19 protein-coding genes are annotated in these 19,814 nt (G+C 34.0%); 5 read left to right on the forward strand and 14 right to left on the reverse strand.

Features of this window, described 5'->3' with window-relative positions; all coding sequences use genetic code 11:
• The first annotated feature begins 182 nt into the window (after nucleotides 1-182).
• On the forward strand, nucleotides 183-1,427 hold the full coding sequence (locus B0A64_RS21975; protein WP_244285470.1) for a T9SS type A sorting domain-containing protein: 1,245 nt from the start codon (nucleotides 183-185) through the stop codon (nucleotides 1,425-1,427).
• 64 nt (nucleotides 1,428-1,491) lie between these two features.
• Here the strand turns inward: B0A64_RS21975 and argH are convergent, their stop codons facing one another.
• The 12 genes from argH to B0A64_RS22035 form a co-directional block, all read right to left on the reverse strand.
• The gene (argH, locus tag B0A64_RS21980) at nucleotides 1,492-2,772 is read right to left on the reverse strand and encodes an argininosuccinate lyase (protein WP_089481615.1); all 1,281 of its coding nucleotides are present in this window, start codon (nucleotides 2,770-2,772) and stop codon (nucleotides 1,492-1,494) included.
• Nucleotides 2,773-2,985: 213 nt separating this feature from the next.
• Entirely contained in the window at nucleotides 2,986-4,056 is a 1,071-nt protein-coding gene (locus B0A64_RS21985; protein WP_089481616.1) for a M20 family metallo-hydrolase, read from the reverse strand.
• Between the two features lie 286 nt (nucleotides 4,057-4,342).
• Entirely contained in the window at nucleotides 4,343-5,119 is a 777-nt protein-coding gene (argB, locus tag B0A64_RS21990) for an acetylglutamate kinase (RefSeq protein ID WP_089481617.1), read from the reverse strand.
• A gap of 95 nt (nucleotides 5,120-5,214) precedes the next feature.
• A complete protein-coding gene (locus tag B0A64_RS21995) occupies nucleotides 5,215-6,162 on the reverse strand; it encodes an N-acetylornithine carbamoyltransferase (protein WP_089481618.1) in 948 nt (315 codons plus the stop codon).
• 154 nt (nucleotides 6,163-6,316) lie between these two features.
• On the reverse strand, nucleotides 6,317-6,706 hold the full coding sequence (locus B0A64_RS22000; protein WP_089481619.1) for a GxxExxY protein: 390 nt from the start codon (nucleotides 6,704-6,706) through the stop codon (nucleotides 6,317-6,319).
• Nucleotides 6,707-6,812: 106 nt separating this feature from the next.
• Nucleotides 6,813-7,571, reverse strand: a complete 759-nt coding sequence (gene proB / locus B0A64_RS22005; RefSeq protein WP_089481620.1) for a glutamate 5-kinase — start codon at nucleotides 7,569-7,571, stop codon at nucleotides 6,813-6,815.
• Nucleotides 7,572-7,775: 204 nt separating this feature from the next.
• Entirely contained in the window at nucleotides 7,776-8,969 is a 1,194-nt protein-coding gene (locus tag B0A64_RS22010; protein ID WP_089481621.1) for a glutamate-5-semialdehyde dehydrogenase, read from the reverse strand.
• Between the two features lie 84 nt (nucleotides 8,970-9,053).
• Entirely contained in the window at nucleotides 9,054-10,193 is a 1,140-nt protein-coding gene (locus B0A64_RS22015; RefSeq protein WP_089481622.1) for an aspartate aminotransferase family protein, read from the reverse strand.
• Between the two features lie 80 nt (nucleotides 10,194-10,273).
• Entirely contained in the window at nucleotides 10,274-11,251 is a 978-nt protein-coding gene (gene argC, locus B0A64_RS22020) for an N-acetyl-gamma-glutamyl-phosphate reductase (RefSeq protein ID WP_089481623.1), read from the reverse strand.
• Entirely contained in the window at nucleotides 11,244-12,437 is a 1,194-nt protein-coding gene (locus tag B0A64_RS22025; protein WP_089481624.1) for an argininosuccinate synthase, read from the reverse strand. Before B0A64_RS22025 ends, argC begins: the two co-directional genes overlap by 8 nt.
• A 65-nt stretch (nucleotides 12,438-12,502) precedes the next feature.
• On the reverse strand, nucleotides 12,503-13,144 hold the full coding sequence (locus tag B0A64_RS22030) for a GNAT family N-acetyltransferase (protein ID WP_089481625.1): 642 nt from the start codon (nucleotides 13,142-13,144) through the stop codon (nucleotides 12,503-12,505).
• 537 nt (nucleotides 13,145-13,681) lie between these two features.
• Complete coding sequence (locus B0A64_RS22035; protein ID WP_089481626.1) at nucleotides 13,682-15,952, reverse strand: M1 family metallopeptidase; 2,271 nt, start codon at nucleotides 15,950-15,952, stop codon at nucleotides 13,682-13,684.
• Nucleotides 15,953-16,138: 186 nt separating this feature from the next.
• On the opposite strand from B0A64_RS22035, the gene B0A64_RS22040 reads away from it, so the two are divergent.
• From B0A64_RS22040 to B0A64_RS22050, 3 genes are all read left to right on the forward strand, one after another.
• A complete protein-coding gene (locus tag B0A64_RS22040) occupies nucleotides 16,139-16,990 on the forward strand; it encodes an aldose 1-epimerase family protein (RefSeq protein WP_089481627.1) in 852 nt (283 codons plus the stop codon).
• A 9-nt stretch (nucleotides 16,991-16,999) separates the two neighbouring features.
• Nucleotides 17,000-17,551: a GNAT family N-acetyltransferase gene (locus tag B0A64_RS22045; protein ID WP_089481628.1), complete on the forward strand. Its 552-nt coding sequence runs from the start codon at nucleotides 17,000-17,002 to the stop codon at nucleotides 17,549-17,551.
• Nucleotides 17,552-17,683: 132 nt separating this feature from the next.
• On the forward strand, nucleotides 17,684-18,238 hold the full coding sequence (locus B0A64_RS22050) for a DUF3575 domain-containing protein (RefSeq protein WP_089481665.1): 555 nt from the start codon (nucleotides 17,684-17,686) through the stop codon (nucleotides 18,236-18,238).
• On the opposite strand, the gene B0A64_RS22055 is transcribed toward B0A64_RS22050, so the two are convergent.
• On the reverse strand, nucleotides 18,239-18,466 hold the full coding sequence (locus B0A64_RS22055; protein WP_089481629.1) for a VF530 family protein: 228 nt from the start codon (nucleotides 18,464-18,466) through the stop codon (nucleotides 18,239-18,241).
• A gap of 106 nt (nucleotides 18,467-18,572) precedes the next feature.
• On the reverse strand, nucleotides 18,573-19,199 hold the full coding sequence (locus B0A64_RS22060) for an outer membrane beta-barrel protein (protein ID WP_089481666.1): 627 nt from the start codon (nucleotides 19,197-19,199) through the stop codon (nucleotides 18,573-18,575).
• Nucleotides 19,200-19,338: 139 nt separating this feature from the next.
• Between B0A64_RS22060 and smpB the strand changes: the two genes are divergently transcribed.
• The gene (gene smpB, locus B0A64_RS22065) at nucleotides 19,339-19,794 is read left to right on the forward strand and encodes an SsrA-binding protein SmpB (RefSeq protein ID WP_042564375.1); all 456 of its coding nucleotides are present in this window, start codon (nucleotides 19,339-19,341) and stop codon (nucleotides 19,792-19,794) included.
• Nucleotides 19,795-19,814: the final 20 nt, after the last annotated feature.

Consider the following 19,814-nt stretch of genomic DNA (forward strand, 5'->3'; position numbering starts at 1 on the left):
AGAGCAAAAATTTATTAAAAATATTTAGAATTAAATTTTATTAATTACATTCGAGTAATCGATTACATTAACCCTTAAATCACTCCTATTAACCTAAATTAATTTTCTTAAAAATGAAAAGAAATCTGTTTCTTCTACTCTTTTTTCTAAGTTTATCTACTCTTTCTTCGCAAAATTATTATATGACCACACCTGAAGGGTTTGGCGCTGCTGCTACGGGTGGCGGTAATACAACTCCGGTAACAGTTTCTACTTATGCTGATCTGACAGCAAGGCTAAAATTAGCTTCTGCTCAGGTAATCCTGATCTCGGGAGCTATAAATTGTAGCTACACCAGTTTATTGGTCAATGACAAAACGATTATTGGATTGCCCGGAGCAAGACTAATAAATACGGATCAAACTGCTACCGGATCCGGGATTCTTAATTTAAAACCCGGTTCTAATAATATCATTATCAGAAACCTGATTTTTGAAGGTCCCGGTGCTTATGATGTCGATGGGCATGATAATTTTACATCCGAAGCTACGAATATTTGGGTAGATCATTGTGAATTTCAGGATGGGATGGATGGTAACTTTGACAATAAAGGTTCTGCAGATAATGTTACTATTTCATGGTGTAAATTCACGTATTTAAAAGCTCCCAAAGCCGGAGGTTCCGGGGGTGCTGATGATCATAGATTTTCGGATTTGGTAGGTTCTTCGAAAACTGATTTTCCTGCTGACGGTCATTACAGTATAACTTTTAAAAACTGTTATTGGGCCGAAGGTTGCAGGGAACGTATGCCACGTGCCAGAAATGCAGAACTTCACATTCTTAATTGTTACTATAACACAACTGTATCAGGCTCATTGGCAGTTGGTTTAGGAGGAGGCAATAACAATACTACTTGTTATGTCGAGGGTACTGATTTTGCTAAAATTGGCACCGTTTTCAAAGATTATATCAGTACGGATGGAGGAAAAGTTGGCGCTACTTTTTTTAGCTGCCTTAAAGCTCCTGAAGGTTATGGAGATCCGGTTACCAAACCGTCTTATTTATATACTAGTTTTGCTGTTGCAGATGTTGCAAATTATGTAGCCAATACTTCATGCGGTGCAGGTGCAACACTTCAGGTTACTGCAGATGGTAAATTAAGCTCAGCTTGTACTACTTTAGAGATTAATGACAAAACGGTCGATTTAGATCTTAAATATTACCCAACTATTATAGATAGTATCCTGAATATCAAGTTTTCGAACAGTGAAAACGGTACTGCTTTTATAAGTGTGTTTTCGTCGAATGGTTCTAAAGTTTACTCGAGTAAAAACAGTATATCCGACGAAAATTTAGAATTGAATGTCGGAAATCTTGCCCGAGGAACTTATATCTGTAAAATTCAAATTGAAAACAGAGTAAAAACATTTAAGGTTATAAAAAACTAAAATTGAAATAAAAAACCGATTTGCATGAAATACAAATCGGTTTTTTTTATGGAAATAAACTTTATTAATAAGCCGCTTTCATTTTATCTTTAATAGCATCCAGACATAAATTATTGATACTGCCTTCATGGGTATGTTTTGTTTCTTTTGGCGATTGATAGGTTCCGGCTTCCAATTGTTCTGCAACTGCTTTGTAGGCATCTCTAAACGGCATTCCGGCAACAACCATTTCGTTTAACGTATCTACTGTAAACAAGTAATCGTATTTTTTATCTTTCAGTATATTGTCTTTTACCGTAATATCTTTTACAGAGAAAATAGCGATATCTAAACACGCTTTTAAGTTTTGTAGTGCAGGAAACAAACCTTCTTTTAAAAGCTGTAAATCTCTGTGGTAACCACTTGGGAGATTATTTGTAATTAAAGTAATTTCGTACGGAAGTGCCTGAATCTTATTGCATTTTCCTCTGATTAATTCAAATACATCCGGATTTTTCTTGTGTGGCATTATACTTGAACCTGTTGTAAGATGTGCCGGTAAACCAATAAAATCAAAGTTTTGACTCATATACAAACAAACATCCATTGCCAATTTTGATAAAGTTCCGGCAACACTTGCCATTGCAAATGCAACCGTTTTCTCTGCTTTTCCGCGGCTCATTTGTGCTGCAACGGCATTAAATTTTAAGGTTTCAAAACCTAATTCCTGAGTGGTAAATGTTCTGTTAATTGGGAACGAACTTCCGTAACCTGCCGCAGAACCTAACGGGTTTTGATCTACAATTTTTAACGCTGCATTCAGCATTGTAACATCATCAATAAAACTTTCGGCATAAGCAGAAAACCACATCCCGAATGACGATGGCATGGCAATTTGCAAATGTGTATATCCTGGTAATAAAACATTTTGGTGTTTTTCTGCCGATTCCATCAACAAGTCAAACAATGTTTTTACTTGTTCTTTTAAGGCTTTCAATTCGTCTTTTAGATACAAATGAACGTCTACTAAAACCTGATCGTTACGAGAACGTGCAGTATGGATTTTCTTTCCGGCATCGCCTAGTTTTACGGTTAGTAAATATTCTATTTTAGAATGTACGTCTTCAAAACTGTCTTCGATTACAAAGTTTCCTTTTGCAACATCTGCAATAATTTCGTTTAAGGCATCAACCAGAGAAGTTGTTTCTTCCTGCGTTAACAACCCAATTTGACCAAGCATTTTGGCATGTGCAATAGAACCTAATGCATCGTATTTTGCAAGAACCAAATCTAGTTCACGATCGTTTCCTACTGTGAAATGTTCGATTTGTTTATCTGTTGGTATTCCTTTTTCCCAAAGTTTCATAACTTAGATTGTTAGACTTTTTAGATCGTTAGATTTTTAGACTGCTTAGATTTTTAGATTTCTTTCTTTGCTGTTTATTTTCTAATTTATTCTAATGTTGTCGTTTATACTGTTGGTGTTTCTAGCCCCGATAGCAGTGGAAATCCTTTTATTTTTTTTCTTTAAAAAAATAAAAGATTGGAACGGATAGCGGGAAATAGCTCCTAATTAATATTATAATTTAAAGAAATCGGTTAGTATTTTGATATACAAGTCGACTCCTTCGACGATTTCGTTGATGAAAATAAATTCGTCTGCTGAGTGTGAACGCAAGGTTTCGCCTGGTCCTAGTTTTAGAGACTGGCAGCTTAAAACAGATTGATCTGAGAGGGTTGGCGAGCCATACGTTGTTCGTCCTAAAGCGATTCCGGCTTGTACCAAACCATGCTCAACCGGAATAGACGACGCATTTAAATGCATCGATCTTGGCGTTACTTCGGCATTTACGTTTGCTTTTACGACTTCCAGGATTTCGGTATTCGAATAACAATCTGTTACGCGAATATCAACCACCAAATCACATTCTGATGGGACCACATTATGCTGTTTTCCTGCGCTGATTTGCGTTACGGTCATTTTTACAGGACCTAGAACATCAGATATTTTGTCGAATTTATAGTTTTTAAACCATTCCATTACGGGAATTGATTTATAAAGCGAGTTATCATCATTTTGATGTGCGGCGTGACTTGCGGTTCCTTTTACTTTTACATCCAGAACCAACAAACCTTTCTCAGCTACAGCCAGTTGCATTAAAGTTGGTTCGCCAACAATCGCACAATCCAACTCTGGTAAATGCTTTAAAACACTGTTTAAACCGTTTTTCCCGCTGCTTTCTTCTTCTGCCGATCCCACAATTACAATATTATGAGACAAGTTTTCATTGGCATAAAAGTGGACAAAAGTCGCTAATAAGGAAACGAGACATCCACCGGCATCATTGCTTCCTAGTCCGAATAATTTACCGTCTTTTTCGATTGCTTTAAAAGGATCGTTGGTATATGCCTGATTGGGCTTTACGGTATCGTGGTGTGAATTTAGTAAAAGTGTAGGTTTATTTTCGTCGAAATATTTGTTGAAAGCCCACACATTATTATTTTCTCTTTTAAAAGGAATTTCGTTTTGATTGAACCAATTTTCTATTAAAAGTGCTGTCTGATCTTCTTCACTTGAAAATGAAGGGGTTTCAATTAAATTTTTTAATAGTGATATGGCTTCTTGGGTAAGCGTTTCTATATTTTTCATAGTTGTGTTCTTGCCACAAAGGCGCTAAGTCGCTAAGTTTTTTTTTAAGATTTTACTTTCTTAACTAAATAATATGCGACATTTTTAATTTGCGCAAATTTCTTAAATTAATATTTAAAAGTACTGCGCAGTTCTGTTTTTTTGCCACTAATTGCACTAATTTTCACAAATTATCTTTTTGTGAAAGATTTAAAATCAAAATAAACTTTTTTATGTACGTCTAAAATTATTTTCTCTTTAAACAGAAAAAATTAGTGTCAATTCGTGTAATTCGTGGCTATATCTTTTATAACGTAATGGTGGTGTGCAGAACATCTGGATTTTGTAGCATTTTATGATGCCCAATTTTGATTTTCTGAACGCCACGAGATAAACTATTAAAGCAATTGTCCAGTTTTGGAATCATTCCGGAATGGATTACTTTTTCTTCTTTTAGTTTATTATATAATGCCTCGTTGATTTCTGTTATTACAGATGAATCGTCTTCTGAATCTTGCAAAACTCCTTGTTTTTCGAAACAATATGTCAATGTAACATCAAAAACTTCCGACAATGCAATTGATAATTCGCTTGCAATTGTATCTGCATTTGTATTTAATAATTGTCCGTTTTTATCGTGTGTAATGGCGCAAAAAACAGGAACAATTCCGGCTTCAAGCAACGTTTTTAGTAAACTTGTATTGACTTGTTTTACATCGCCAACAAACCCGTAATCGATCGTAGGATGATTTCGTTTTGTCGATTGAATTAAATTTCCGTCAGCGCCCGAAAAACCAATTGCATTATTATCCTTCGCTTGCAATTGCGCTACGATATGTTTGTTGATTTGTCCTGCATAAATCATTACCACAACATCAAGCATTGGAGCATCGGTGATTCGACGTCCGTCAATCATCTGCGGAACCAAACCAATACTCTGCGCCATTTTTGTAGCCGATTTTCCACCACCGTGAACTAAAACTTTATAGCCTTCGATCTTAGAAAAATCGGTTAAGAATTGTTCTAATTCGGTTGGATTGTCGATTATATTTCCGCCAATTTTTATTAAGGTAACTTTTTTCATGAGGTTCAAAGGTTCAGAGGAACAAAGGGACACAGTTTAGATTCAGTAGGTAAAAACCTCTGAACCTTTGCAACTTTGTGCCTTTGTACCTTTATTTACATTTTCTTCAAAATCTTTTGTAAAACTAACTGTGCTGAGTAGGTTCTGTTATTCGCTTGCTGAATTACAATTGAATTTGCGCTGTCCAGAACTTCATCGCTTACAATCACGTTACGACGAACGGGAAGACAATGCATGAATTTTCCGTTATTGGTCAATGCCATTTTTTCGGCGGTAACCGTCCAGTTTGGGTCTATATTGGTTACTTGTCCGTAATCGTTGAAGTTACTCCAGTTTTTCACGTAAACAAAATCGGCGTTTTCGAAAGCTTTATCCTGATCGTATTCGATTTTGCAGTCTTTTGTGATGTCCGGACTCAATTCGTAACCTTCCGGATGTGTGATTACAAAATCCATATCTTTTTGCATTTGCATCATTTCTACAAATGAATTTGCAACGGCTTGTGGCAAAGCTTTTGGATGTGGCGCCCACGAAAGCACTACCTTTGGTTTGTGTTTCGTTTTGTATTCTTGCATCGTAATGGCGTCTGCCAAAGACTGCATCGGGTGACGAACGGCACTTTCCATATTAACAATTGGCACTGTTGCATATTTTAGAAATCCTGAAATAACGGTCTCTGTATAATCTTTTTCTTTATCTACCAAACCTGCAAAGGCACGAATAGCGATAATATCACAATATTGAGACACTACTTCGGCAGCTTCTTTAATATGTTCTGAAGCTCCTGAATTCATAATGGCTCCATCTTCGAACTCTAATGTCCATCCTTCGTTGGTAAAGTTCATTACCATAACGTTCATCCCTAAATTTATTGCCGCTTTTTGAGTACTCAAACGCGTTCTTAAACTTGGGTTAAAGAATAACATTCCTAAGGTTTTATTTTTTCCTAAGGCTTGATTTTTAAGTGGGTTCTTTTTGATTTTTAACGCACTTTTTACCCATTTTGATAATGAGTCGATATCTTTTATTGAAATATAATTCATGTCTTTTTCTTGTTTAATCGGTTAATCGTTAATTTGTTTACGTTGATTAACTAAATTAACTTTTATACTGTTTTTTTTCTTATTTAATTATCTAAAAAATTTGACGCGGATTTAACTGATTCGCTATCGCGAAGACGCGGATTTACACGGATTTTTATAATCTTAGTTTTCTACTATTTTCAAAAACCTTCCGTTTAAATTCTGGTTTTGTTCCAAAATTTAAAAGTAAACCTACTTCGCAATTTGTTCCTTTTAAATAATTCAAAATTTGATTTTCAAATTCTACTATTATGCAATTAGCTGCTTTTAATTCTAATATTATTAAATCTTCTACAATTAAATCGGCATAATATTCTCCGACTTCGATTCCTTTATAATAAACTTTAATCTTGCTTTGTGCTTCAACTTTAAGGCCTTTGTATTTCAATTCTAAATACAAGGAATTTTGATAAACTTTTTCTAAAAACCCATACCCTAACTCATTATAAACCTCATAAAAAGTTTTAATAATAACATCCGTCAATTCCTCATGTAATAATTTCATTTTGCTAATTTTGAATGAAATATACTACATTAAGTTGAGTCAAATATAAAAATCCGTGTAAATCCGCGTTTTCGCTTTAGCGAATCCGTTTCATCCGCGTTCAACATCACACAATCTTAGTAAACGGAATTTCATCTTTTAATGCCCGCAGAATAAAATTATCATTTAATCCGTTGACGATCCAGGTTTCTATGTTGGCTGCTTTTGCGATTCCGGCTGCTTCGATTTTTGATTGCATTCCGCCTGTTCCGTGTGAGGATTTTGATTCGCCGATTTCTTTTTCCAATACTTTTAAATCATTTACCAAACCAATCGTTTCCGGTTTTTCATCGTGAATGGAATCTTTTTTATAGATTCCGTTTGTATTAGTGGCGATTATCAGAATATCAACATTTAACAGCACCGCGGTTAACGCTGCTAATTTATCGTTATCTCCAAACCTAATTTCGTCTGTTGCAACGGTATCATTTTCATTAATAATCGGAATGTAATTGTTCTCGACCAAAACGTTTATCGTATTGACAATATTTACTTTAGACTGCTCTTTTTCGAAATCAGAATACGACAATAAACATTGTGATGTCAATAACCCTAAATCGCTGAAATTCTCATGGAAAATCCGCATTAAATGGGGTTGACCAATTGAGGCTAATGCTTGTTTTAATGCAATTTCTTTGCCTTTACTCTCTAGTTTTACGAATTGTTTGGCGGCGGCAATGGCTCCTGAACTTACAATTACAAATTCGTAATCTTTGTTGAGAGCGGCAATTTGCATTCCGATATCTTCGATCTTTCCCCGCGAAATATGATTGGTTTCTTTGGTTAAAGTATTACTTCCTATTTTTAATAAAATCCTTTTTTTCATTGTTACTGTTTTTGCCACGAAGACGCTAAGACACAAAGTTTTTTTATATTGTAAATGTTTTTTACCGCAAAGGGCGCAAGGTTTTTTATTTTGATTGTGTTTACAAACGCTAAGTTCGCAAGGTTTTGTCTTTAATAAATTACAACAATCTGAAATCAGCAATCGTTAATCATCAATCTAAAATCTAAAATCTGAACTCTAAAATCACCTAATCTGTCCTTCTCCGTAAACGTACCATTTATTGGTAACCAAATGTTGTAAACCAATTGGGCCTCTTTGATGCAATTTATCGGTACTTATGGCTAATTCGCCTCCTAAACCAAATTGTCCTCCGTCTGTGAAACGTGTTGAGGCATTTTGATAAACGGCTGCGGTATCTACGGCATCCATAAATTCTTGCGCTGCTTTGTCGTCTTTGGTTATAATTACTGCGGAATGTCCGCCGCAATATTTATTAATTTTCTCGATTGCATTTTCTTCTGAATCAATGGTTCCAATTACAATTTTATAATCCAAAAATTCCTCGTACCAGATATCTTCGTTTTGAAGTGTTTCTGTATCTTCAAAACTCTCTAAAGATTTATCAACGATAACTTCTACATTAGATTCTTTTAAAGTCTCTATTAAAATAGCTGTAAAACCTTCAAAATTGGGCAATTTAGAATCTATTAAAACTTTATCAACTGCATTACAAGCCGAAATCTTAGAGGTCTTGGCATTCAAAATTATTTTTAAAGCCAAATCTGTATCTGCTTTTTCATGAACGTAAACAAAATTATTTCCTCGGCCGCTTACAATAACGGGACAAGTAGCATGTGCTTTTACAAACTCAATTAATTTCTCTCCTCCTCTTGGAACTATTAGATCAACTTTTTGAGTTGGTTTTTCTAAGAAAGCCTGAGTTTCTGTTCGATTATAATTCAGATACTCTACCCAATTCTTAGAAACTCCATTTTCTTCGAGTGCCTGATGCCATAAATCAACAATTTTCAAATTTGATTTTAAGGCTTCTTTTCCTCCTTTTAATAAAATCTTATTTCCGGATTTAAAGGCAATTCCGCCTGCTTCGATGGTAACATCAGGACGAGATTCATAAATGATTAATATTGTACCAAAAGCGGCAGTTTTATTAATGACTTTGATTCCATTATCATGAACAAAATGAAAACGCTCTACTCCAACCGGATCTTCCTGAGAAGCCAATTGGCTTAAGGATAAAATCATCTCGTCGACTTTTTTATCATCTACTTTCAGGCGTTCTTCCATTGCCAAATCTGAGCCATCGTAATCAGCAAGATCTTCCTGATTGGTCAAAATAATCTGAATCCGCTCCTGCTCGACCAGCTTTGCCATAGATCGCAAAACGAGATTGCGTTTTTCAATTGATAATGGATTCATTTTTTTGGTTTAATGGTTAATCGTTAATTCGTTTAATCGATTAACCAGTTAAACGATTAAACGAATTAGCAGTATATGGTAAACTTATTTTTGAAGTTCTTCTAAACTTTCTTTTAAAGCTACGATAAATGTATCAATATCAGCTTTTTTTACTGTAAGTGGTGGCAAAATTCTTAATAGATTTTTGTTGTTGGCACTTCCTGTAAAAATATGTTTCTCTATAATTAGCTTTTTTCTTAAAGCTGCTACATCAAAATCAAATTCTACTCCAAGCATTAAACCTTTTCCTTTTACTTGTTTGATTCCGGGAACTTCCTTGATTTTTTCTAAGAAATATTCATAAACTTCGTTTACATTCTTTTGTAAATCCAGTTTTTCAATTACATCAAGAACCGCAATTCCTGCTGCACAAGATAAATGGCTTCCGCCGAAAGTGGTTCCTAATAATCCGAAACTTGCTTCAAATTTTGGAGAGATTAAAATGGCTCCAACCGGAAATCCGTTGCCCATTCCTTTTGCTACCGAAATGATATCAGCGCTGATTCCGTGATGTTGGAACGCAAAGAATTTTCCGCTTCTTCCGTATCCTGATTGTACTTCGTCTAAAATCAAAACTACATCATGTTTTTTACACGCTTTTTCTAAAGCCTGAAAAAATTCTGTTGTTCCCTGATCTAAACCTCCAACTCCTTGAATTCCTTCGATAATTACTGCTGTAACATCTCCTTTTGCCAATTCAGCTTCGACTAATTCGATTTGGTTAAGCGGTAAAAAAGTTACGACTTGTTGTGCATTAATTGGTGCTACTATTTTTTTATTGTCTGTAACGGCAACAGCTGCAGAAGTTCTTCCGTGAAAAGAATTATCAAAAGCTACAACTCTGGATTTTCCGTTATGAAAAGAGGCTAATTTCAATGCATTTTCGTTTGCTTCAGCTCCTGAACTGCATAAAAACAATTCATAATCTTCTAAGCCGGAAAGTTTCCCTAATTTCTGAGCCAATTCTACCTGCAAAGGATTCTGAATGGCATTTGAGTAAAATCCTAAATGATCTAATTGATTCTTTAGTTTTTCTACATAATCAGGTTGCGTATGGCCAATCGAGATTACACCATGTCCGCTATATAAGTCTAAATATTCCACTCCGTTATGGTCTGTAATGGTGCAATCTAGTGCTTTTACAGGAGTAATATCATAAAGTGGGTATACGTTAAATAAATTCATTTTTCTTGTTGTTTAATTGTTTAACCTTTGATTTGTTTAATCGATTAACCGAATAACCGATTAACCGTTTTGACAACAATTTAAAATCCGCTTGGTTTCAAATGTAAACCGGTGGTTTCTTCTAATCCAAACATTAAATTCATGTTTTGAACCGCCTGTCCTGAAGCCCCTTTGGTTAGATTGTCAATGATAGAAGTGATTAAAATCCGGTTTCCTTTTTTTAATAAACTAATGATACATTTGTTGGTTTGAACGACTTGTTTCATATTGATGTTTGTCGTTGTTACGGTTACAAAAGGCTCATTTTTATAGAAATCCTGGTATTTGACAACTAAATCTTCTAAGCTTTCTTCAGAAGTTGTGTATAATGTTGCAAAAATTCCTCTGGTGAAATCGCCTCTATTCGGAACAAAAATCAATTCATCTGAATAATCAGCTTGCAATTGATTCACGCTTTGGTTGATTTCTCCCAAATGTTGATGTTCAAAAGCTTTGTAATGCGACATATTATTGTTTCTCCAACTAAAATGCGAAGTTTCGGCAAGACTTACTCCTGCGCCTGTACTTCCGGTTGTTGCATTAATATGAACATCGGATTTCAATAAATTATTTTTAGCCAAAGGCAATAAAGCCAATTGAATCGCTGTAGCAAAACAACCCGGATTTGCAATATAATTTGCTTTTTTAATTTCCGCTTTATTCAATTCCGGCAAACCATAAACAAATTCTTTTCCTTCGAAAATCGCATCCTTGGTTAATCTGAAATCGTTTCCTAAATCAATGATTTTGGTGTGACTTGCAAACTTGTTTTCTTCAAGAAATGAAATAGATTTTCCGTGACCTAAGCACAAGAAAACTACATTTACATCAGGATTTACAACATCTGTAAAATTCATTTCAATATCTCCCATCAAATCATGGTGCGCCACCGAAAGTGGTTTCCCGGAATTGGTTGTGCTGTAAACAAAATCGATGTTTACATTGGGGTGATACATCAAGATTCTGATAAGTTCTCCGGCTGTATAGCCCGAACCACCAATTATTCCGATATTAATCATGAGTTAAATGGTTTACGGATGAAAATATATTTTGTGCATTTCCAAGAATTTTGATAAATCCTTTTGCATCGTCAGATGTCCAGGCATTGTTCATTTCTCCATATTGACCAAAACCGGTATTCATCAAATCGTTTTTAGATTCGATTCCGTCAAGCGAAAAATGATATGGTTTTAATGAAACCGTTACAGTTCCGTTTACTGTTTTTTGTGTGTCTTGCAGGAAAGTTTCGATGTTTCTCATTACAGGATCTAAAAACTGACCTTCGTGAAATAACATTCCGTACCAGTTTCCTAATTGTTCTTTCCAGTATTGCTGCCATTTACCAAGTGTATGTTTCTCTAACAAATGGTGCGCTTTTATGATAATTAATGGTGCAGCAGCTTCAAAACCAACTCTTCCTTTAATTCCTATAATGGTATCTCCAACGTGAATATCTCTACCAATTGCATACGCATTTGCCAGTTTTTCAAGTTTTACAATATTATTTTCAGGTGCATCTTTTTTACCATTTAATGCTACTAATTCTCCTTGTTCAAAATGCAAAGTCACTTTTTCTTCTCCTTCTTTTTGCAATTGAGACGGATATGCTTCACTTGGTAGCGGCTGGCTAGAAGTTAAGGTTTCTTTTCCTCCAACGCTTGTTCCCCAAAGTCCTTTATTGATCGAATATTGTGCTTTTTCCCAAGAATAGTGTACGCCGTTTTGCGCCAAATAATCGACTTCTTCCTGTCTTGAAAGTTTTAAGTCTCTAATTGGAGTAATAATTTCGATTTCCGGAGCGATGGTCTGGAAAATCAAATCAAAACGAATCTGATCATTTCCTGCACCTGTGCTTCCGTGTGCAATAGCACTTGCGCCTACTTTTTTAGCATATTTTATGGCTTCAATTGCCTGAAAAACACGCTCTGCACTTACTGATAATGGATAGGTATTGTTTTTTAATACGTTTCCAAAAATCAAATATTTTATCGCTTTATCATAATATTTATCAATAATAGTCAAATTAGCGTGCTGTGCGCTTCCTAATTCGTAAGCTCTTTTTTCGATTGCTGATAATTCTTCGGCATCAAATCCTCCTGTATCTACAAGTACGGTGTGAACTTCGTATCCTTTTTCGTTTTTTAAATATTTCAAACAATACGAGGTATCTAATCCTCCACTATAAGCTAATACAACTTTTTTCATTTTTTATAATTTAGGCTAATACTTTCGTATGTAGCAAGTTTGAGATTTCTTTTTAATTTTTATTCTTAAGATAAAAAGCCAAAAGCCAATATTTTATTTAAGAATAAAGCTTGTTTTATTTTTTTTAATCTGCTCAAAACAGCTTCGTTAAAAGGGTGTCTTGGCGGATCTTTTTGTTTTTCTTTCGGGTCATACAACATTCCGGTACAAAGACACATTTTGTTTTCTTTGCTTTTTAGAATTTCATAATTGGTACAGGTTTTACAGCCTGCCCAAAAGCTTGGATCTGTTGTAAGCTCAGAGAAAGGAACTGGTTTATATCCCAAATCAGAGTTGATTTTCATTACAGCCAAACCGGTTGTTATTCCAAATATTTTAGCATCCGGGTATCTTTTTAGGGAGTAATCAAAAACTTTTGATTTGATTTTTTTTGCCAGACCTAAACTTCTGTAATCCGGATGTACAATTAAACCGGAATGTGCCACGAACTTGCCGTGTTGCCAACTTTCGATATAACAAAAACCTGCAAATTTTCCGTCTGCCAGAGCAATCATCGCATCACCGTTCGACATTTTTTTCTGAATGTATTCAGGAGTTCTTTTAGCAATCCCTGTACCTCTTAATAAGGCAGATGATTCTATTGTATCGCAAATTTCCTGTGCGAATTTGAAGTGTTCTTCCTGAGTAACAACAATAGAGATTTTCATTTCAATAGTTGAAGTTAGAGTTAAAAATTAAAACGTCTTGTTTAGTTTGAAATCCGGAAATCAATCCAATAAAAATAGACAAAATAGAAGTAACATTCTCAAAATCAAAAACTTGATTAAGAAAACTTAGAAAATAATATATACTTTTAGGATATGTTTGTCCAATGGACAAATGATGTGATTTCAAAATGAAAAATGAATATAAATAAATACGCGGCGAAAAACTCGGTGAATACTATAGAGATAGTATCCGTACTTCGGGAGAAGTAACAGGTGAGTTTGTCCGTGACAAAGAAGTTATATGTAAACTTATTTTATTCATTGGTGCAAAAGTACACTATTTTTTTATTTTCAAAACAAAAAATTAAAATTCTAACATTTTTTTAATGAAATGTTATTTTTTTAAGGTACTGAGATTCTGAGGCTCTGAGGTTTTGAGTTTTTTTTTAAAACCTGAAATTTGAAAATTGAAACAAAAAGAAAACCCGATAGTTAGTTATAGCTATCGGGTCTTAAACACTTTGTTGTTTTATATTTTTATTTTTTAGTAAACGGTATTGTTTCTCCGTTACCTAAAATGATCATATCAAAACCACTTTTTGCTTCGTTAAATTTAAATTTTAATCCTGCACTTGTAGATTGAAATGTATCTTTTTCGTTTTCTACAGGCACTACAGTAAATTTAGGAAAGTTCGTAATTTCGACATTTAAAGTACCATTTTTTTCTGTAAAATCTATTTTCAATGGTGCTCTTGTAGTTGAGTATGACCCCAGATACCCATCTAAAATTATATCTTTTTCTATTTTACCTTTCGCAGCTGTCCAAACATTGTTTGCTTCATTATTATCCGGGAAAAGATGCTCCGGGTCGAGTGTTATACTTTCGATTTCTTCAGTCGAATCGTGTTTAAATGTCCAAACATTATTACGTTGCCAAACTTCTACCGGTAAATTAATCCTTGATACTTTCCCGCTTTTTGTTTTTACATCCAAAATAACTGGCATAGGCATTTTATCAAAATTTTCGATTGTAATTGCTACTCCTTTTGATGGATCGTTTTTGATGTATTTAATCGAATTAATTCCCTGGTCAAAACGCCAGTTGTTTACAAACCAGCTTCTCCAGAACCAGCTTAAATCTTCGCCTGCAACATTTTCCATCGATCTGAAAAAATCATCTGGTTGTGGGTGTTTGTATGCCCAACGTTCGATATAAGTACGGAAAGCGGTATCAAAACGTTCTTTTCCTAATACTTGTTCTCTTAAAATTATCAAAGCCGAACTTGGTTTAAAATAACACAACATACCAATATTAGCTTCTTTCATATTGTCAGGAGAACTCATTACAGTCTCTAAATCAGGTCTTGTAAAAGACTCTGCTCCTTTATGAAAATCTGTTGGTGCTTCTACATATTCTCCTTTGTTAAATTCTGCTGTACTTAGTGAATTAATAAAAGTATTGAAACCTTCATCCATCCATCCAAACAATCTCTCGTTTGAACCTACAATCATAGGAAACCAAATATGTCCAAATTCATGGTCTGTAACTCCCCATAGATCTTGTCCTTTAGATTCCCATCCACAAAAAACAATACCGGGATATTCCATTCCGCCCTCATTTCCTGCTACGTTTGTTGCTACGGGATAAGGATATTCGAACCATCTTTTAGAATAATTTTCTATCGATGCTTTTACATATTCAGTAGAACGTCCGTAAGCTCCTTGTCCTGCACTCTCTACCGGATAAGCAGATAATGCCAATGCTTTTTTACCACTTGGCAAATTAATTTTAGCTCCGTCCAGAATAAAGGCAGGAGATGATGCCCAAGAAAAATCACGAGCATTTTTTATTTGATAATGCCAGGTTTTTTCTCCTGTTGCATTTGTATTTGCTGTTGCAGCAACTTCTTCGGCAGAGCGAATCGAAACTGTTTTATCACTCAAAGAGGCTTCTTTATAACGCTTAAATTGGTCTGCCGGCAATACTTCGGCTCCATTTAATAATTCTCCTGAACCTACAACAAAATGATTTGCCGGCACAGTAAGTTTTACATCAAAATTACCATACTCTAAATAAAACTCAGAAGCTCCCAAATAAGGTGCGGTATTCCAGCCTCTTACATCATCATAAACACACATACGAGGATACCATTGGGCAATAGTAAAAATTTTACCGTTTTTAGTTTCTAAAACTCCCATTCTGTCTGATCCTTCAAAAGGTGCAGTAAACGAAAATTCGATTCTGATTTTTACAGCTCCTCCTTTTGAGGCTAATTCTTCCGGAAGAAAAATTTGCATTCTGGTGTCTGTAATTACATATTTTGCTTCAATTTCAGTTTTTTTCTTTCCTACCGAAATTACTTTTACTGCTTTTATTTTATTCCCTCCGTCAAAAACCTGTCCTTGGGCACCATTACGACTACCTGTCAGAGGGACAACGGAATTTCCTCTGGAATCTTCTTTAAATAGGTTCTGGTCTACGTTTAACCAAACAAATGACATTTTATCCGGACTGTTATTAGTATACGTGATTTCATCTGTAGCAATGATTTCATTTGTAGTACCGTTTAATTTTGCCGTTATCTGATAATCAGCTCTGTTTTGCCAATATTCAGCTCCAGGCTGACCACTTGCAGACCGAGTGGATGTTCCGTTTTTTGTGTAAAAATGAGGTCCAAAGGCATCATGATAATTGTAATTATTAACTGGATTTACTGCTGTTGTTGCAGGCGTTTGTTGTGCCCAAACAGAAGAAATTCCAACAAACAAAGCCATGGCTAATAAGGCTTTTGAAGATTGTATTTTCATATTTTTTAGCTGTTTATGTAGCAAATTAATGAAAAAAAAAGCTATCTACAGAGAAAACAAGAATCATAAATTGAATTTTAGCAAAAATTTATCAAAAAAATAATTTGAAGCATTTTCTTAAAAAACTAAAATTTATAAAATATATTTACATCACTATAAAATTAACTCATTTCAATCTTAAGCACTTTGAATACAACTATTTCAAATTCAACACTAACTGCCAGTATAAATCATTCGGGAGCCGAATTGTTTTCCTTAAAAGACAACCAAAACAAAGAATATATCTGGGAAGGTAACCCTGATTTTTGGGGCAAGCATTCTCCTATACTTTTTCCAATTGTGGGAACTTTAAAAAACAACACTTATACAATTGACGGAAAAGAATATCAACTGCCAAGACATGGTTTTGCTCGTGATATGGAGTTTCAATTGATTGATAAAACCGAAAAAAGGGCTGTCTTTTCTTTACAATCTACACCAGAAACAGTTAAGAAATATCCTTTTGAATTTGAATTGCAACTTATTTATACACTTAAAGATACTTCTTTAAATATCGAATATAAAGTATTTAATAAAGGGGATATAAAAATGCCTTTTTCTATAGGAGCCCATCCTGCAATAGCTTTACCGGAAAATTTTGAAAATTATGCTCTTAAATTTGAAAAAGAAGAAGTTTTAAAATATTATCTTTTAGAGAATGATTTGATTTCTGACCGTACCAAGATTTTAGAAACTACTAATAATCAGGTTGCTTTAAATTATCAATTATTCGAAAATGACGCTTTAATTTTTAAAACTTTAGAATCAAATTCTCTCACTATTCTCGAAAATTCGAAACCTTATATAAAAGTCACTTTTGATGATTTTCCGAGCTTAGGGATCTGGACCAAAGAACAAGCGCAATTTGTTTGTATTGAACCCTGGTTAGGTTACTCTGATACTGCCAAAAACTCTGGAGATCTATATGAAAAAGAAGGAATTTTAATTTTAGAGGCACATCAGACTTTCAATTCTAAATTTACAATCAACATATTATAACTAAGAAAAATGCCAGAATTTAATTTTACTCCATTTCCTGTAATAGAAACAGAGCGTTTACTTTTAAGAAGAGTTACAATTGATGATGCAAATGATATTTTTATATTGCGTTCAAATCCTGAAACGATGAAATTCATTCCAAGACCATTGTTGAAAAGTGCTGAAGATGCTCTTGTACTTATCGCCGAGATTGAAAGCAAAATAAATACAAATGTTGGGATCAATTGGGCAATTACTCTAAAAGACAACCCTAAACTTCTTGGTATTATTGGATACTACAGAATGCAACCTGAAAATTATCGTGCAGAAATTGGATATATTTTACTACCTGAATTTCATGGAAAAGGAATTATTCCTGAAGCTGTAAACAGATTAATTACTTACGGATTTGAAGATCTAAAATTGCATTCGATCGAAGCTGTAATAGATCCCGAAAATTATGCCTCAGAAAAGGTATTACAGAAATGCGGATTTGTTAAAGAAGCACATTTTAAAGAATCTGAATTTTATGATGGTCGCTTTTTAGACAAGGTAATCTACTCATTATTAGAACCTAAATAATTTTGCCTGTTAATCGCAAAAATAAATCCTGTTAAATTAAAGTATTTGCATAATAGTAATTAATGGTTTACGTTATATTTGCACGCAAAATAAGCGATGAAGCATTATTTAATACCACGAAAATCTATTTTTATGAAAAAATACTTAATCCTGATTGTTCTTTTCTTTTCGATTCATTCTCAAAGCCAAACTTTTATTAAGTTTAATGCTGCAACTGCTTTGCTTGCAATACCAAATGTTGGTATTGAAACCAGTGTAGGCAAAAATTTAACTTTTAGCGTGGATGTAATGGCTTCTTTCTGGCAGTCTTTTAACGGGCATAGTCCTATGGAATTTTACACACTGACACCAGAACTTCGTTACCATTTTAAAGAAAAATATAATGGATTTTATGTGGGTGGTAATGCAGGTCCTGATTTATACAAAATACAAAAATGGAATTACTGGGATACTAACAAATACGAGCATGGTTTTGGATACCGTTTAGGGGTTACTGTTGGATATAATGTTAAGATTAACGATAAGTTTTTAATTGATATTTTTGCAGGAGGTGGCTGGCACCAGGGATTCTATCACGGATACTATAATGATGGAACTCCTGGAAGATATGAAAAAGCTCCAAACTGGAACAAAAGTGGAGAATGGCTTCCTTATCGTGGTGGTGTAATGCTTTCTTACAAACTATAATTACTTCGCCAATTTAGGCAGGGATTTTACATATAAATCTTCTACTTTTTTGCGAGCCCAATCGGTTTTTCTTAAAAAAGTCAAACTCGATTTTATACTTGGATTTGATGTAAAACATTTTACCGGAATTAATTCTGATAATGTATCAAAACCATAATGAGCAACCAATGCCTCGATTATTTTTTGAAGTGTTATTCCGTGTAAAGGATCTTTTAATTGATTTTGCATTTTATATCTTCTGTTATATACTATTAAAAAGACCGTACCAAAAAAGTACGGTCTTTCTTTTTTTTACAAAATTAGTAAATTGAAACGTAAATCAATCTACAAGTATTTAGAATATGAATTTAAATCCAACAGCAAGTGGACTTGTTAAATTTGAGCCTCCTACTAAATAAGCAGAATCAACATTTGCCATATGTGCTAATCCAAAATTAGTTACTGTCGTTTTTTCGCCTTTTTTAGGGTCAATTGTAGTTGATGTAAAATTAGCTAAATCATAAGAAAACTCAACAGAGAAATATTTCGTTACAAAATAATCAAAACCTCCTGATACAGACAGACCAAACTGGTTTATTTTTGTACCACTTTCTTTTTGTTTACCTGTAATAACTGGCAGAGCTGCCTGCCCAAAGAAATAAAGAGAACCTGCAACATTCCAATACTTTCTTGCTAATGGCTGAATTACAAATAAATCCATTTTTTCTCCAACTCCTACCCCTGGATCTGATTTCATATTAATATAACCCAGCCCAGCACCAACAGCCACTGATGGCGTAATGAATGTACCTACAATTGGTATTACTGATAAATTTGTGTTTTTAATATCTCCTGTTTTTGTTTGCTGATAACCAAATTGAGATGTTACAAACCATGCCCCTTTTAAACCTTGATTAGTATCTTGAGCTTTTGCAGTTAAACCCAATAATACAATGCTAACGAATGTTAAAAATTTTTTCATTTTCAGTTTATTTTTTAAATTTTTTAACAAACTTACCAGTAAGGTTTTCCTTCAAAAATGATTAAAATCATAGGTTAAAAAAAATCTTTAATTATCTTTGACTGCACCAAAGTTTTTTAATTTTGATTACATTTGCATTATGTTAAAAACAGTCAATATACTTAATAAAAGAGCTCGATTTGATTATGAGATAATCGATACTTATACTGCCGGAATTGTTTTATCAGGTACTGAAATCAAATCAATACGATTAGGAAAAGCCAATATCACTGAAAGTTTTTGTGAATTTAGCAATCTTGAACTTTTTGCCATTAATACTTATATTGAAGAATATACGTTTGGAAATCAGTTTAATCATAAATCAAGAAGCGAAAGAAAATTGCTTTTGAACAAGAAGGAATTAAAAAGCCTGCATAAAAGTGTTCAGGCAAAAGGTCTTACAATTGTACCCTTAAAATTATTTACCAATGAAAAGGGACTTGCAAAATTGCAAATAGGTCTTTGCAAAGGAAAGAAAAACTACGATAAGCGTGAATCTCTAAAAGAACAGGATACCAAACGCGATTTAGACCGAATAAAAAAGGCTTATAATTAAAGTTATTTTTTAAAGCAAGA

Origin of the sequence: Flavobacterium araucananum, assembly GCF_002222055.1 — a bacterium.
GTDB lineage: Bacteria > Bacteroidota > Bacteroidia > Flavobacteriales > Flavobacteriaceae > Flavobacterium > Flavobacterium araucananum.